General features: G+C 61.1%; 15 protein-coding genes and 1 pseudogene. 12 read left to right on the forward strand and 4 right to left on the reverse strand.

Annotation, left to right across the window (positions count from 1 at the left end; translation table 11 throughout):
- Positions 1 to 39 precede the first annotated feature (39 nt).
- The 5 genes from FHT93_RS02260 to FHT93_RS02280 all read left to right on the forward strand — a co-directional run bounded on the left by FHT93_RS02260 (position 40) and on the right by FHT93_RS02280 (position 4,830).
- Entirely contained in the window at positions 40 to 513 is a 474-nt protein-coding gene (locus FHT93_RS02260; RefSeq protein ID WP_112547723.1) for a peroxiredoxin, read from the forward strand.
- Entirely contained in the window at positions 510 to 1,328 is an 819-nt protein-coding gene (locus FHT93_RS02265) for a ferritin-like domain-containing protein (RefSeq protein ID WP_183845989.1), read from the forward strand. Before FHT93_RS02260 ends, FHT93_RS02265 begins: the two co-directional genes overlap by 4 nt.
- 106 nt (positions 1,329 to 1,434) lie before the next feature.
- Positions 1,435 to 2,754 (forward strand): peptidoglycan DD-metalloendopeptidase family protein, encoded by a 1,320-nt coding sequence (locus FHT93_RS02270; RefSeq protein ID WP_183845990.1) that lies wholly within the window; start codon positions 1,435 to 1,437, stop codon positions 2,752 to 2,754.
- Between the two features lie 97 nt (positions 2,755 to 2,851).
- Positions 2,852 to 4,399, forward strand: coding sequence for a DEAD/DEAH box helicase (locus FHT93_RS02275; RefSeq protein WP_183845991.1), 1,548 nt, complete (start codon positions 2,852 to 2,854; stop codon positions 4,397 to 4,399).
- An 8-nt stretch (positions 4,400 to 4,407) separates the two neighbouring features.
- The gene (locus FHT93_RS02280; RefSeq protein WP_183845992.1) at positions 4,408 to 4,830 is read left to right on the forward strand and encodes an NUDIX domain-containing protein; all 423 of its coding nucleotides are present in this window, start codon (positions 4,408 to 4,410) and stop codon (positions 4,828 to 4,830) included.
- Here FHT93_RS02280 and FHT93_RS02285 read toward each other — a convergent pair whose 3' ends face one another.
- The gene (locus tag FHT93_RS02285; protein WP_112968188.1) at positions 4,831 to 5,148 is read right to left on the reverse strand and encodes a TfoX/Sxy family protein; all 318 of its coding nucleotides are present in this window, start codon (positions 5,146 to 5,148) and stop codon (positions 4,831 to 4,833) included.
- Between the two features lie 10 nt (positions 5,149 to 5,158).
- Positions 5,159 to 5,653 carry a flavin reductase gene (locus tag FHT93_RS02290; RefSeq protein WP_112547729.1) on the reverse strand — a complete coding sequence of 165 codons (495 nt, stop codon included), beginning with the start codon at positions 5,651 to 5,653 and terminating at the stop codon, positions 5,159 to 5,161.
- A 172-nt stretch (positions 5,654 to 5,825) separates the two neighbouring features.
- Between FHT93_RS02290 and FHT93_RS02295 the strand changes: the two genes are divergently transcribed.
- The 5 genes from FHT93_RS02295 (at position 5,826) to purB (ending at position 10,233) form a co-directional block, all read left to right on the forward strand.
- Positions 5,826 to 6,908 carry an ABC transporter substrate-binding protein gene (locus FHT93_RS02295; RefSeq protein WP_183845993.1) on the forward strand — a complete coding sequence of 361 codons (1,083 nt, stop codon included), beginning with the start codon at positions 5,826 to 5,828 and terminating at the stop codon, positions 6,906 to 6,908.
- A gap of 61 nt (positions 6,909 to 6,969) precedes the next feature.
- A complete protein-coding gene (rpe, locus tag FHT93_RS02300) occupies positions 6,970 to 7,647 on the forward strand; it encodes a ribulose-phosphate 3-epimerase (RefSeq protein ID WP_113117022.1) in 678 nt (225 codons plus the stop codon).
- On the forward strand, positions 7,647 to 8,375 hold the full coding sequence (locus FHT93_RS02305; protein WP_113117021.1) for a DUF2259 domain-containing protein: 729 nt from the start codon (positions 7,647 to 7,649) through the stop codon (positions 8,373 to 8,375). The genes rpe and FHT93_RS02305 overlap by 1 nt, the downstream gene beginning before the upstream one ends.
- Before the next feature lie 2 nt (positions 8,376 to 8,377).
- On the forward strand, positions 8,378 to 8,863 hold the full coding sequence (locus FHT93_RS02310) for a hypothetical protein (protein ID WP_183845994.1): 486 nt from the start codon (positions 8,378 to 8,380) through the stop codon (positions 8,861 to 8,863).
- A gap of 62 nt (positions 8,864 to 8,925) precedes the next feature.
- A complete protein-coding gene (gene purB / locus FHT93_RS02315) occupies positions 8,926 to 10,233 on the forward strand; it encodes an adenylosuccinate lyase (protein WP_113117020.1) in 1,308 nt (435 codons plus the stop codon).
- A gap of 45 nt (positions 10,234 to 10,278) precedes the next feature.
- Here purB and FHT93_RS02320 read toward each other — a convergent pair.
- Together FHT93_RS02320 and FHT93_RS02325 are read right to left on the reverse strand one after the other, a co-directional pair.
- A pseudogene (locus FHT93_RS02320) lies at positions 10,279 to 10,745 on the reverse strand (low affinity iron permease family protein).
- Between the two features lie 118 nt (positions 10,746 to 10,863).
- Positions 10,864 to 11,667 carry a DUF2189 domain-containing protein gene (locus tag FHT93_RS02325; RefSeq protein ID WP_112547736.1) on the reverse strand — a complete coding sequence of 268 codons (804 nt, stop codon included), beginning with the start codon at positions 11,665 to 11,667 and terminating at the stop codon, positions 10,864 to 10,866.
- 162 nt (positions 11,668 to 11,829) lie between these two features.
- Here FHT93_RS02325 and FHT93_RS02330 point away from each other — a divergent pair, with 162 nt between their 5' ends.
- Positions 11,830 to 12,384 (forward strand): alpha/beta hydrolase, encoded by a 555-nt coding sequence (locus tag FHT93_RS02330; protein ID WP_112547737.1) that lies wholly within the window; start codon positions 11,830 to 11,832, stop codon positions 12,382 to 12,384.
- 110 nt (positions 12,385 to 12,494) lie between these two features.
- Entirely contained in the window at positions 12,495 to 14,798 is a 2,304-nt protein-coding gene (locus tag FHT93_RS02335; protein WP_183845995.1) for an EAL domain-containing protein, read from the forward strand.
- Positions 14,799 to 14,831 lie beyond the last annotated feature (33 nt).

Below are 14,831 nucleotides of genomic sequence, written 5' to 3' on the forward strand. Positions count from 1 at the left end.
ATAGTATCTCTCCTAAACCCGGCAAAAGAAAGTTTTGAGATGTCCGCACCCGGTATTGGCTCCCGTGCTCCCGATTTCAGCCTCCCGCGCGACGGCGGCGGGCATATTTCGCTCTCCGATTATCATGGCAAGCCGGTGGTGCTTTTCTTCTACCCCAAGGACGACACGACGGGCTGCACGACGGAATCTCTGGATTTTACCGCACTTGCAGATGAGTTTGCAGCCGCCGGCGCTGCCATCGTCGGCATGTCGCCCGATTCGGCCGCCTGCCACGACCGCTTCATCAAGAAGCACAAGCTGACGGTGGCACTGGCCTCGGACGAGGATAAGACGGTGCTGCAGGCCTATGGCGTGTGGAAGGAAAAGAAGATGTATGGCCGCACCTTCATGGGCGTCGAACGTACCACGTTCCTGATCCGCAGGGACGGCACCATCGCCACCATCTGGCAGAAGGTGAAGGTCGCGGGGCATGCCGAAACGGTGCTGGCAGCCGTCAGGAACCTCGCTGCGTGACGGCGATCACCTCGCTGCGCGGTGGCGCGATCGATGCAATCCGTTCGGCAGATCTCGACCGCAAGACGGAACTGACGCAGGAAAGTGCTAACAGGTGGTTCGCCCGGCGCATCTCGCTGCGCTCGCCGCTGGATGCACCGCTGCCCGAGCGCCCAGGCAGGCCGGAAAAGCCTCTGCTGGTGCCGCCGACCCAGGTCGAGAAGCGGTCGCTGCATACCGTGCCTGGTCGTATCGCCCTGCTCCATGCGATTGCCCATATCGAGCTCAATGCGGTCGACCTGGCGCTGGATATCGTGGCGCGATTTGCCTCGGAGCATGTGCCGAACTCTTTCTTCGATGGCTGGATGCAGGTTGCCTTTGAAGAGGCCAAGCATTTCCGTATGGTGCGCAAGCGCCTCAATGATCTGGGCGCCGACTATGGCGATCTGCCCGCCCACGATGGCCTCTGGCAGGCAGCGCACTCGACCCGCAACGATCTCACCGCCCGCCTTGCCGTCGTGCCGCTGATTCTCGAGGCGCGCGGACTGGATGTTACGCCTGCCCTGCAGGCCAAGATGCGCGAAACCGGCGATCTTGAAAGCGCGGCGGTGCTCGACGTCATCTACAATGACGAGAAGGGCCATGTCGCCGTCGGCGCCAAATGGTTCCGCTTCCTCTGCGCCCGTGAAAAGCGTGATCCAGCAAGGACTTTTCAGGAATTGGTGCGTGCCAATTTCCGCGGTCCGCTGAAGGCGCCGTTCAATGATGTGGCGCGCGCCGAAGCCGGGCTGACGCCCTCCTTCTACAGGGCACTGACCTCGACCAGCCAGAGCTGATTGGTAAGCTCTGGCTTGCTGACGTAAACCGGCTGTTAACCATAAAAGTATGTAATCATCTCCCAATGGGGCAGGCGCTAAAAAGCGAATCTTCGGGGGATCCTCGGTGACGAACGGACATCACAGTCGGGTATTCGGCAAGAGGTCGCAGGAACACGTCCTTATTCTTGCGAGTGGCGACAAGGTGCGTCACATGACGGTCAAACCCTGGATGGCGGCATTGGCTTTCTGCTTCGTCGGGGTCTTTTCGATCGGCTATCTGCTCGCCACTTCCTACCTCGTATTGCGCGACGATCTGATCGGCGCGACCATGGCCCGCCAGGCCCGTATGCAGCACGACTATGAGGATCGCATCGCGGCACTGCGTGCCCAGGTCGATCGCATCACCTCCCGCCAGCTTCTCGATCAGCAGGTCGTCGAGGACAAGGTCGACAAGCTGATGGAACAGCAGATGGCGCTTACCTCGCGCCACGGAAAGCTCGACAACCTGCTCGACCGAGCCGAAAGCTCCGGTCTGACGAGCAAGGATGCTCCGGCGACCGATATCCCGGCGCAGTCCTATGCGCCCGACATCAAGGACAAACGCGCGTCGCTGACCGGCGGCGCGCAGGCAATTGAAAAGATGCTGGCAGGCGACGGCAAACCGGCCGACGCCGAAACCCCTGACAATTCCACCCTTGCCTATGTTCCCGCAGAAGAAACCGTCGGCGATCGCGCCGACCGCATCTTTTCGAAGGTCACGCTCTCGCTGAAGACCGTCGAGCAGGATCAGAAGAGCCGCATCGACCAGCTGACGAGCGACGCCGGCAACGCCGCCAATACGATCGAAGGCGTGCTGGACCGCTTCCATATCGCCGTTCCGGCCGAGACGATCGCCGCCAAGGAAGACGAAGACGCAGTTGGTGGCCCATATGTGGAGCCCGAAAGCAACGACGATTTCAACAATTCGCTGATCCAGCTCGATGGCGCGCTGACGCGTCTGGAAGCGGCGCGCAGCACCGCGGAATCCCTGCCCTTCCGCAATCCGGCCATCGGCAAGGAAGTCACCAGCCCCTTCGGCAACCGGCGCGATCCGTTCCTCGGCCGGCTTGCGCTTCATTCCGGCATCGACTTCCGCTTCTCGCCGGGGGAAAGGATCCGCCCGACCGCGCCGGGCAAGGTGATTGCAGCCGGCTGGACCGGAGGCTACGGCAACATGGTCGAGGTCGATCATGGCAACGGCATTTCGACGCGCTACGGCCATATGTCGGAAATTCTGGTCAAGGTCGGCGATGCGGTTGGCCGCAACAATGTCATCGGGCTTGCCGGCAGCACGGGCCGTTCAACGGGTACGCACCTGCATTATGAGGTGCGCCAGGATGGACATGCGGTCGATCCGATCTATTTCATGAATGCCGGCCTTAAACTTGCCACTTATATAAAATAGCCGGTCGCGGTAACGAATGCTTCACCTCGCTACCTGGGGTGGAGACGCTATTCCTTGACTTGCCGGCCGTTTCGGAATATGTCGCCCACATTGCGGCATGCAATCCTGCCGACTCGCCAGAGACCGGCCGAACGAAACGGAAACAGTTTTCCCTTTGACGACATTTGCTGAACTTGGTTTGAGCCCCAAAGTGCTCTCCGCTGTTACCGATGCGGGCTACACGATCCCCACTCCCATTCAGGCCGGGGCAATTCCCTTCGCGCTGGAGCGCCGCGATATCTGCGGTATCGCGCAGACCGGCACCGGCAAGACGGCTTCCTTCGTTCTTCCCATGTTATCGCTTTTGGAAAAAGGCCGTGCCCGCGCCCGCATGCCCCGGACCCTTATCCTGGAGCCGACCCGCGAACTGGCCGCCCAGGTTGCCGAAAATTTCGAAAAATACGGTAAGAACCACCGCCTCAACGTCGCCCTCCTCATCGGCGGCGTTTCCTTTGAAGATCAGGATCGCAAGCTGGAGCGCGGCGCGGACGTGCTGATCTGCACCCCCGGCCGCCTTCTCGACCATTTCGAGCGCGGCAAGCTCCTGATGAGCGGTGTTGAAATTCTCGTCATCGACGAAGCCGACCGCATGCTCGACATGGGCTTCATTCCCGATATCGAACGCATCGCCAAGCTGATCCCCTTCACCCGCCAGACGCTGTTCTTCTCGGCCACCATGCCGCCGGAAATCCAGAAGCTCGCGGACCGCTTCCTGCAGAATCCGGAGCGTATCGAGGTCTCCAAGCCGGCCTCGGCATCGAGCACGATCACGCAGCGCTTCGTCGCCTCGCACGACAAGGATTACGAGAAGCGCGCTGTCCTGCGCGATCTCATCCGCGCCCAGGAAGATCTCAAGAATGCGATCATCTTCTGCAACCGCAAGAAGGATGTCGCCGAACTCTTCCGTTCGCTGGACCGCCACGGCTTCTCCGTCGGCGCCCTGCACGGCGATATGGACCAGCGCTCGCGCATGACCATGCTTTCCAATTTCAAGGACGGCAACATCAAGCTGCTCGTTGCCTCCGACGTCGCCGCCCGCGGCCTCGATATTCCCGATGTCAGCCACGTCTTCAATTTCGACGTGCCGATTCACTCCGAAGACTATGTTCACCGCATTGGCCGTACCGGCCGCGCCGGTCGTTCAGGGGCTTCCTTCACCATCGTCACCCGCCGCGACCAGAAACATGCCGACGCGATCGAAAAGCTGATCGGCGAAAAGGTCGAATGGCTGAGCGGCGATCTCGCCGCCCTGCCGCCGGCCGAAGAGAGCCGCGACAGCGAGCGCTCTCCCCGTCGCGGCAAGGGCCGTGAGCGGGATAAGGATCGCGGCCGCGAGCGCCGGTCTTCGAGTCATAAATCTGATATCAACGCCGAAGATAATGGTGGCGAAGTCGTGGAAGCAGCAGCAAAGGCCGACAGCGTGAAGAACGAGCGCAAAGCAGAACAGAAGCCGCAGAACAATGCGCGCGGCGGTCGGCCCTATCCGGCAAACGACGACAATCGCGAGCGTCGCCGTCACCGTGATCATGACGATGGCCCCACACCGGTCGGGTTCGGCGACGACATTCCTGCTTTCATGCTGATCGCGGCCAACGCCAAGATCTGAGACCCTCAATGGGCAAGCCCGGCATTGATTTCCCAGGCCTAGGTGTAGGCCTGGTGATTTTGCGCGACGGCAAGATCCTTCTGTACAAGCGCGTCAATCCGCCTGAAGCTGGCTACTGGAATATCGTCGGCGGCAAGGTTGACCATATGGAGCCCGCTGAGGAAGCCGCGCGCCGCGAAGCCGAAGAAGAAACGGGCCTCACAATCGGCCGCGTCGAGCGGATCGGCTCTACCGAGCAGATCATCGAGGCTGACCGCCAGCACTGGATTTCCCTTCTCTATATCGCCCGCGAAGTGACGGGTGAGCCGCAACTGACGGAACCGGACAAGCTGTCGGATTTCGGCTGGTTCGGTCTGGCCGAGCTGCCGGAGCCGCTATCGGCTTTCACGAAGGCCGCGATATCGGCTCTTCCGGCCGGCGAATTGCGCTGATCATTCGGCCCGCAGTGCGGCCTCATAGGCAAGCCGCACCCAGCGTGCCATGACATCTGGGTCGTCATAGGCTTCGTCGGGGATGCTCCAATAGGGCATTTTCACCGCAGCGCCCTTCTTGCCCTCGTAGAACCATTGGCTGGCACCTGCCGCGGCAAATTCCGGTGCACTCTCTTCATCCGCCTTCAGCAGGATTTCGTCGCGCACCTCGAGCGCCAGGATACGGCCGAGATGGTAGATGCCCTTGCCGCCGAACATGCGCTTGATGGTGACGGGTCCAAGCGACTGAAACATTTCCTCGATGCCGGCATTGTCCATCGCTTCAGACCTATACCGAGTGATAGCCGCGGTTCAGATAAAGCAGCGCCGGATGTATTTCGGTAAAGCGCACGGCAGCGACCTCGCCGAAAATGACATTGTGGGTCGGCATTTCCTTGATATCGGTCACCCGGCAATCGAAAACGGCAAGTGCATCGGCAAGGACCGGCGCGCCCGTTACCAGCGTCTCGAAGCGGGCGCTCTGAAAACGCTCGTCGTTTTCGAGCTGCGTGCGGCCCGAAAAGGCATCGGCAACGCCTTCATGGTGGGCGCCGAGCGAGTTCAGCGCGAAGATGCCGCTGCGCCAGAAGATCTCGTTCTTCACATTGGTATTGTTGAGGCAGACGAGAACCGAAGCCGGATTGTCGGAGACCGAGCAGGCGGCCGTGATCGTGACCCCACGCCGCGCTTCGCCGAGCGCCGTCGTCACCAGCTGCACATGGCCTGCATAGCGGCTCATGGCATCGCGATAGAGGCCGGGATCGATATGCTGCCTGTTCAACACATGCTTCTCCACAATCAGTGTCTTGTTTTTGTTATTTTCCCAATATGGCGGGCATCGGTTACATTTTCTACAATAGCACCCGCCAAAAGCTGCAGAATACGCTTGTTTTTCTTTGACGATTGCCGCCGTGCGGATAAAAGGGCATGGACAAGACGAGAGACCTGCACCTTTCATGATGAGCCTGCGTGTCATAGCCGCCCTTCTGTCGCTCATGGCGTTGACGGCCGAAAGCCGCGCGGCCGGCGTGACGATTGGCGTTGTCGCGCCACAGGACGGCACTTTTGCCTCGCTTGGCGCCCAGATTTTTTCCGGCGCGAATTTCCAGATCCGACAGGCGGTCGATACGGTCGTTCCTGTCCCCGAAACCTGCCAGGACAATAGCGGCCAGGCGGTCGCCGATGCACTGATCGCAGCCAAGGTCCAGGTCGCTATTGGCTTCCTCTGCAGCGAGACGCTGGAAGGCGCCCTGCCGAAGCTGAAGGACGCCAATATTCCCGTCATCACGGTGTCCGTGCGCTCGCGCATCCTGATGGAGGATTCGCTGAAGAACGGCTGGCCTCTCTTCCGTCTGGGCCCGCAGGACAGCGATGAAGCCGCCAAGGTCATCCAGATCATCCTGCAGCAATGGACGGCGTCTCCGATCGCCCTTATCGAAGACGGCACGATCCACGGCCGCGAACTGACGGAAGCCGTGCGCAACGCGCTCGAAGAAAATGGCCTGAAGCCCGTTTTCACCGATACCTACCGGCCGGGACAGGAACAGCAGATCGGCCTCGTGCGCCGCCTGAAGCGGGCCGGTGCCACCAAGGTCTTCATCGGCGGAGACAGAAACGATGTCGCCACCATCGCCCGTGACGCGAAGGCCGAAAACATCGCGCTCGACATTCTGAGCGGCGATGCGATGCGCGCGGCAAACCAGCCGCTCGCGCTGGCAGATGGCGTGCGTGCCGTCGTCATCCCCGAATATGCGCTTCTGCCGGATGCAGCCGCGGCCGCCGAGGCCCTGCGCGCCGCGGGGACCGAGCCGGAAGGTTATGTCCTGCCGGCCGCAGCCGCAGCGCTGATTGCCGATCAGGCTGTGCAGGCGGCGGTGGCTGAGGGCAAGCCGGTGGCGGAAAAGCTTATCGGGACGCAATTCAATACGCCGATCGGCCCAGTGACCTTCACACCGGCCCATGAGCTGGCGCAAAATCCCTATCGTCTTCTCGAATGGCGCGGCGATGCTTTCGTTCCGCCGACCGACGGGACGGACTGACCTGTTGAAACTTGCCGTGAGGCGGCGCGCCTGCTGACGGTTGAGATGGAGATCCAGACCCATGACGACACTGCCCATCCGCATCGCCCCATCGATCCTGGCCGCCGATTTCGCAAAGCTCGGCGAGGAAGTGCGCAACGTTACCGCGGCCGGCGCCGACTGGATCCATCTCGACGTCATGGACGGCCATTTCGTGCCGAACATTTCCTTCGGCCCCGATGTCATCAAGTCGCTGCGTTCCTATACGGATGCGACCTTCGACTGCCATCTGATGATTTCGCCTGCAGACCCCTACCTGGAAGCCTTCGCAAAGGCCGGCTGTGACCGCATCACCGTGCATGCGGAGGCCGGACCACACCTGCACCGCTCGCTGCAGACGATCCGCCATCTCGGCAAGAAGGTCGGCGTCACGCTCAATCCGGCAACGCCGCTCTCGGTGGTCGAGAACGTGCTTGACGATGTCGACCTCATTCTCATTATGTCCGTCAACCCCGGTTTCGGCGGCCAGAAATTCATTCCGGCAATGGTAGACAAGATCGCTGCGGCAAAGTCACTGATCGGTGACCGCCCGATCGAGCTTGAGGTGGATGGCGGCGTGACGGTCGATACCGCACCTGCCGTGGCAAAGGCCGGCGGCAACGTGCTCGTTGCCGGATCGGCAATTTTCAAGGGCGGCTCGGTCGAGGCCTATCGCCAGGCCATTACCGCCCTTCGCAACGCGGCTGAGGGGGCTCGCTGATGACGAAGCGCATGTTCATGGGTGGATTTCTTGCCGCCCTGCTGACCGGCATGGCTGCCACGGCCTCAGCCGGCGATATCGCCAATGTGCAGCCTGTCGGCTTTTCCGCCGATGGCAAAGTCTTTGCCTTCCAGGAATTCGGCATGAAGGATGGCAAGGTCCCCTATTCGGATACCTATTTCATCGATACCGACACAGGTGCCGATCTTGAGGGCACGCCCTTCCATCTGGAATTGACGGACAAGGATGCCGATCTTTCCAAGGCCCGCCGCCAGAACCTGACGGCAGCACGCCAGCAGATGGACAAATACGACCTTCTGACCAATCCGGGCCTGATCGCCGCCTTCAACCCGCCGACCGAGCTCGGCTCGCCGATGAAGACGATCCGCTATACGACGCTTGCAACCGACGGTCCTGCGCGTGGAGCCTATACGCTGCTGCTGGGCGATGCCCAGGTCGCGACGCCCGATGCCTGCAAGGGCATGAACCACGTCGTCGGCTTTACGCTGCAGCTCATCGAGAAGGACGGTGCACCGAACCGCCAGCTCGTCCACGAGGACAAGGCCATCCCGGCCGACCGCGGTTGCCCGGTGGAATACCGCATGGGCGGCGCCCTCGTCTATCAGCCTGAATCGGGCAAGCCCGTCCATATCGCCCTCATCCTGGCGCTGAGCGCTTCTCCAGACGGCCGCAACGGCCGCTGGATCGCCGTTCCGGTACACCCCTGAGAATGAACCGTCTTCGGGCGGCGTGGCCGCCCTTATCCGAACTTTTCATCGGCGCCCCGCTCTGGGGCGCCCAGATGCTGGTCTCGGCAATGGCCGGGCTCTACCTGCGCAATGGCATGGAAACGAGCCATGTGCTCGATCTGGCGCTGCTCTATTTCGGCGGCGGCCTGCTTTCCTGGCCCTTCAATCTGATCGCCGGGCGCTACTTCGCGCTCCGTCGAGAGATGGAGACGCGTTTCGCAGCCTTCTTCCTGGCGATGACGATAGGCACGATCCTCATGACGGCCTTTCTCTTCGCCATGGACTACCGGATCTTTTATTCCCGCTGGCATTCGCCGCTCGGTTCCGTCATCTGGATGTTCCAGTTCGTCTTCACCGGTGCGAGCGCCGTCTACCAGTTCCTCGTTCTCGGTCTGGGACTGTTTTTGCCCGTCGGTTTGGTCTGTTTGCTGGCCACCAGCTACGCTCTTGCCAAACGCATGCGTTGAGATTGCCGGCCGTCTTTGCTACAGGGGCCGCAGCTACTGTCACGAAATGAAGGCGCTCGCCCATGATCCCTCGTTATTCCCGGCCCGAGATGGTCGCCATCTGGTCTCCCGAAACCAAGTTCCGCATCTGGTTCGAGATCGAGGCTCATGCCTGTGATGCGCTTGCGGACCTCGGTGTGATCCCGAAATCGGCCGCCGCCACCATCTGGGAAAAAGGTGGCAAGGCGACCTTCGACGTTGCCCGCATTGATGAGATCGAGGCCGTCACCAAGCATGACGTCATCGCCTTCCTTACCCATCTTGCCGAAATCGTCGGCCCCGACGCCCGTTTCGTCCACCAGGGCATGACCTCGTCGGACGTGCTCGACACCACCCTGAACATCCAGCTCGTGCGCGCTGCCGATATCCTGCTCGCCGACATGGACCGCGTTCTCGCCGCCCTGAAGGCCCGTGCCTTCGAGCACAAGGATACGATCCGCATCGGCCGCAGCCATGGCATTCACGCCGAGCCGACGACGATGGGCCTCACCTTCGCCCGCTTCTATGCCGAGATGAGCCGCAACCGCGCCCGCCTCGTCGCTGCCCGTGCGGAAATCGCGACCGGCGCCATTTCCGGCGCCGTCGGCACCTTCGCCAACATCGATCCTGTCGTCGAAGAGCATGTCTGTGCCGCCCTCGGCCTCGTTCCCGAGCCGGTCTCCACGCAAGTCATCCCGCGTGACCGCCATGCGATGTTCTTCGCCACGCTCGGTGTCATCGGCTCATCGATCGAAAATGTGGCGATCGAGATCCGCCACATGCAGCGCACCGAAGTGCTGGAAGCGGAAGAATTCTTCTCTCCGGGCCAGAAGGGCTCGTCGGCCATGCCGCACAAGCGCAACCCGGTCCTGACCGAAAACCTGACGGGCCTGGCTCGCCTCGTACGCATGTCGGTCGTACCCGCAATGGAAAACGTGGCGCTCTGGCACGAGCGCGATATCAGCCATTCGAGCGTCGAGCGCGCCATCGGCCCGGATACGACCATCACCCTCGATTTCGCACTCAACCGTCTGGCCGGCGTCATCGAAAAGCTCGTGGTCTATCCCGAGAACATGATGAAGAACCTCGACAAGTTCCGCGGCCTTGTGCATTCGCAGCGCGTTCTCCTGGCGCTGACGCAGGCCGGCACCTCCCGCGAGGATGCCTATCGCCTCGTGCAGCGCAATGCGATGAAGGTCTGGGAACAGGGCAAGGATTTCCTTGAGGAGCTGCTGGCCGACGCCGAAGTGCGTGCCGCGCTCTCCGAGTCGGATCTCCGCGAGAAGTTCGATCTCGGTTATCACACCAAGCATGTCGACACGATCTTCCGCCGCGTTTTTGGCGACGCTTGATCGACACAAGACATGTCATGAGACGGCGCCCGTGAGGCGCCGTTTTCATTTTCGCTTCCGGGAAGCGGTCGCCGGTGCAGCGCGCTTCTTTTTCTCAGGCTTGTCTACCGGCGTATCGGCCGGCTCTTCCGATATCTCGCAAATCTCTGTTGCGCCTCGGCCTTTTGCGGCCTTGGCCACCAGGCGGTCGAGATGCTTTAGGTCCTCCTCGTCGAGATTTTCGATGCCGATGAAGCGGTTCTCGGCGTGGCTCGTGAGGATGATTTCGTTGAGCTTCGCTGGATGGCCCGTGTATCGCGTGTCTGCGCATTCTGAAGCACGAAGACCATCAGGAAGGTAATGATCGTCGTGCCGGTGTTGATCACCAGCTGCCAGGTTTCCGAATAGCCGAAGACAGGGCCGAGGGCAGCCCAGATGATCACCGCGATGAGTGCCAGAATGAAGGTTACCGGCTTGCCCGCCCACTCCGATATCTTCGTCGCGAAGCGGGCGAATGCATGGCGTACAGTCACCTTGAAATCCTCCTTCGAAGTCGGCGCAAAACAAACTCCAGGGAGGGTTCCGAGGTTCCAGCCTGTATCGAAAATCCGGGGTATCGCGTGAATTCGCGATCCCCCGGGAATTCTGGCGTCACATGGCTTCGCGGCTGATCAGCTTGCGGTAAAGATGCCAGGTCGCATGGCCGAGGATGGGGATGACCAGTGCAAGGCCGATGAAGAGCGGGATCGTGCCGATAACGAGTGCCACGGCTACGATCAGGCCCCAGAGCAGCACTGGTATCGGATTGATGAAGGTTGCCCGGACCGAAGCGACCATCGCAGCCACTGCCCCGCAATCCCTGTCGAGCAGCATCGGGAAGGTAACGACGGTGATCGCCAGAACGACGAGGGCAAAGCCGAGGCCGACCAGATTGCCCCACAGGATCAGCTGCATGCCTTCCGGCGTACCGAATACCTGCTGAACGAAGAGCGACATGGAGCGCGGGAAGACCTCTCCGAGGAGGTTTGCGTAGATGGTCTGCGCCGTGACCAGCCAGACGGTGAACATCCCAAACAGCAGGAGGCCGACGGCGATGATCGACGGCAGGGCCGGCGAATGGCGCACGTCGAGTGCATGTGTCCAGGAGGAATCGAGCCCGGCCTCGCGCCGGCGGCTGATTTCGTAGAGGCCGATCGCGGCTATTGGCCCGATCAGCACGAAGCCCGACATCAGCGGAAAGATCATCGGTGCGAGATTGGCGCCCGAACTCAGCATCGTCAGGAAGATGCCGGCGATCGGATACATGAGACACAGGAAAACGTAGTGCGAAGGCTTCTCGCGGAAATCCTCGAAACCGAGCCTGAGCGCGTCGAAGACGTCGGCAATGCTGATCCTGTTAACCACGGGCCGTGCGAAGTTCTCACCGGCACCCGTCATGACATGAAATGTCGTCATGGCTTTCTCCTCCTCAGCCAAGATGAGCCGGAGGCGAATGTGGCGGCACAAAGCGGGCCGACACGAGAACGCAACCGGCATGCAGCCACCATAGCAAATTTCTTGAGCTAAGTCGCTCTTTCCCTTGACATCGAGGTCAAGCTTTCTCACATCGGCGACATTATGAGAGCTTCAGACGCAGATATCCTCATCATTCCCGGCTATACCAACTCCGGTCCCGACCACTGGCAGAGCCGCTGGGAGGCAAAATTGAGCACCGCGCGCCGCGTCGAGCAGGCGGAATGGTCCAAGCCCGTGCGCGAGGACTGGAGCGTCCGCATCGCCGAAGCGGTCAATGCTTCTACTCGCCCCGTGGTACTCGTTGCCCATTCCCTCGGCGTGCCCTCGGTGATCCACGCAATCCCGATGTTTCAGAAGCGCGTTGCCGGCGCCTTCTTCGTGGCGCCGCCCGATGTCGCCAATCCCGATATTCGTCCGAAGCATCTCATGACCTTCGGTCCCTACCCGCGCGATCCGCTGCCCTTCCCCTCGATCACTGTCGCCAGCCGCAACGATCCTTTCGGCACTTACGAGCATGCCGATGATATCGCAAATAGCTGGGGTTCCTTCCTGGTGGATGCCGGCGAGTCCGGCCACATCAATGCCGAATCTGGTCACGGCCCCTGGCCGGAAGGCACGATGGTCTTTGCCCAGTTTCTGAGCCGCCTGCCCGGCTGAGGAAGCCAAAAAATCCGGCATTTCCAGTGAATTAAGCGATCGCTTTCTAAGCATTTCTTAATGGAAAGACCGCAGACTGCGCTGACGCCAGAAAAGCGAGAGCGCGCCCCGTGAAGCAAAGCCATCCGCCCAAAGCCGCCGCCGATGTCAATCGCGACGAACAGGCTGCTGACGGGTTCGCAAGCTACACCGACGATTCAGATATCAACGAGCGCGAAAGCCGATGGAACTACGCGCTCGTCGGTTCCGGCCTCGGCGTCTGGGACCACAATTACCGTCTCGACAAGAAATACTATTCGCAGACCTGGAAGAGTATTCGCGGCATGGCCCCTGACGAGGAGGCGGACGGCGAGTACGAAGCCTGGCTGCAACTCGTCCATCCCGACGATCGCGATTTTGTCGTCGACGCCATCGAGCGCCAGAATGCCGGTGATCCGGACTATCATGTCTTCGAGTATCGCGAACGCCACAAGGACGGCCACTGGGTCTGGATCGAGTGCCGCGGTGCGCCGGTCGAATGGGATGAGAACGGCACAGCCCAGCGCGTCGTCGGCACGGATACCGACATCACCGCACGCAAGGAAACGCAGGAGATGCTGGCGCAGCTCTCCCGCCGCCTCGACCTTGCTTTGCAGATCAGCGACATCGGCGTTTTCGAGGCCGACATCGACAACGGGACCGTCGAATGGGACGAGCGTCTCATTGCCATCTATGGCCTGAAGGGCATCGATCATCTCTCGGCCGTAACTGCATGGCCTGACGCAATCCATCCCGAGGATCGCGAGCGCGTGCTTGGCACTGTCGAGCGCCATGTCCGCGACCAGACCGGCTTCAATCACGAATTCCGAATCATCAGAGGTGACGGTGCCTTGCGCATCATTCGCGCCCGTGGTGCCTTCTTCGTCGACGGCAATGGCTGCCGCAAGCTGATCGGTGCCAATTGGGACGTCACGGAAGAAGTGGCGCTGCGCAACGAGTTGCGGCGCGCCAAGGATCTTGCCGAAGCCCGCAACCGTGAACTCGAAGCCGCCAAGGAAAGCATCGAGCATCTGGCGTTCCACGACTATCTGACCGGCCTGCCGAACCGCCGCTATCTCGACAAGATGCTGGAGGAACGCTCTGCCCATTGTCGCGAGGAGGGTCTGGCGCTTGCCGTCCTCCATATCGATCTCGACCGCTTCAAGCAGATCAACGACACGCTCGGCCACCGCGCCGGCGATCATATGCTGAAACACGCCGCCAAGGTGCTGCGCGACTCCATTCGTGCCACCGACTTCGTCGCCCGCATCGGTGGCGATGAATTCGTCGTTCTCTGCATCGTCGACACCGCGTCCAAGAAGATCGCCACCGTCGCCGAGCGCATCATCCGCGAGCTGCGCAAGCCCATCAAATACGAGGGACATGATTGCCGCTTCGGTGCCAGCATCGGTATCGCGATCGACAGCGGCCCCAAGCTCGATGAAAAACAGCTCCTGCTCAACGCCGATATCGCCCTCTACCGGGCGAAAGGCTCCGGCCGTAACCGCCACGAATTCTTCTCCAATGCAGCGCGCCGCACGATCCTGACGGCCAAGCGCCTGGCCGATGAAATCCTGATCGGCCTGGAGCGCAATGAATTCGTGCCCTTTTACCAGCCGCAGTTCGATGCCCGCACGCTTGATATCGCGGGTATCGAGACACTGGCCCGCTGGCAGCATTCCGAACATGGCCTGCTCGCCCCCGATCGCTTCCTTGACATTGCCGAAGACCTCGACGTCGTCTCCATCATCGATGCACTGATCCTGGAACAGGCAATCGCCGACAGGAAAACCTGGATCCGCGAAGGCTTCGCCATTCCCCGCATCTCCGTCAATGTCTCCGGCCGGAGACTGTCCGATCCGCAGCTCGGCAAGAAGCTGCGTTCTCTCAAGATCGAGCCCGGCACGGTCTCCTTCGAACTGCTTGAATCGATCTCGCTCGATGATTGCGACGAGGCGGTTACCGCCAATCTCAAGAAGCTGAAGAAACTCGGTATCGATATCGAGGTCGATGATTTCGGCACCGGTCATGCCTCGATCGTCAGCCTGTTGCGGTTGAGCCCGAAAACACTGAAGATCGACCGCGAACTAATCAGCCGGCTGCCGCAATCGGCCGAACAGCGCAAGCTCGTTCGCTCGATCATCGACATCGGCCGCTCGCTGAATGTTCTCGTTACCGCAGAAGGCGTCGAGACGGCCGATCACGTCCGCATCCTGCAGGAGCTCGGCTGCGACATGCTGCAGGGCTATGCCCTCGCCCGGCCGATGCCCGGCCTGCAGGTCCCGGCTTTCATCCGTGGCGAAAGCTGGCGGCGGTCGGAGGGGGAAGCGCGGGCGCTGCAGAGGGATCTGCGTCGATCGGTCGATCGGCCCGTCTCCAAGACGGCCTCCAGATAAAGCCCTGTATAAACCCTCCGAGATTTTGCCTTC

The organism is Rhizobium sp. BK379 (assembly GCF_014193955.1).
Classification (GTDB): domain Bacteria; phylum Pseudomonadota; class Alphaproteobacteria; order Rhizobiales; family Rhizobiaceae; genus Rhizobium.

What these genes read in the sequence shown, in the direction of transcription:
- FHT93_RS02260 (WP_112547723.1), top strand. Translation starts at nt 40, where the DNA reads ATGTCCGCACCCGGTATTGGCTCCCGTGCTCCCGATTTCAGCCTCCCG.
- FHT93_RS02275 (WP_183845991.1), top strand. Translation starts at nt 2,852, where the DNA reads ATGCAATCCTGCCGACTCGCCAGAGACCGGCCGAACGAAACGGAAACA.
- FHT93_RS02280 (WP_183845992.1), top strand. Translation starts at nt 4,408, where the DNA reads ATGGGCAAGCCCGGCATTGATTTCCCAGGCCTAGGTGTAGGCCTGGTG.
- FHT93_RS02285 (WP_112968188.1), bottom strand. Translation starts at nt 5,148, where the DNA reads ATGGACAATGCCGGCATCGAGGAAATGTTTCAGTCGCTTGGACCCGTC.
- FHT93_RS02295 (WP_183845993.1), top strand. Translation starts at nt 5,826, where the DNA reads ATGATGAGCCTGCGTGTCATAGCCGCCCTTCTGTCGCTCATGGCGTTG.
- rpe (WP_113117022.1), top strand. Translation starts at nt 6,970, where the DNA reads ATGACGACACTGCCCATCCGCATCGCCCCATCGATCCTGGCCGCCGAT.
- FHT93_RS02305 (WP_113117021.1), top strand. Translation starts at nt 7,647, where the DNA reads ATGACGAAGCGCATGTTCATGGGTGGATTTCTTGCCGCCCTGCTGACC.
- FHT93_RS02310 (WP_183845994.1), top strand. Translation starts at nt 8,378, where the DNA reads ATGAACCGTCTTCGGGCGGCGTGGCCGCCCTTATCCGAACTTTTCATC.
- purB (WP_113117020.1), top strand. Translation starts at nt 8,926, where the DNA reads ATGATCCCTCGTTATTCCCGGCCCGAGATGGTCGCCATCTGGTCTCCC.
- FHT93_RS02325 (WP_112547736.1), bottom strand. Translation starts at nt 11,667, where the DNA reads ATGACGACATTTCATGTCATGACGGGTGCCGGTGAGAACTTCGCACGG.
- FHT93_RS02330 (WP_112547737.1), top strand. Translation starts at nt 11,830, where the DNA reads ATGAGAGCTTCAGACGCAGATATCCTCATCATTCCCGGCTATACCAAC.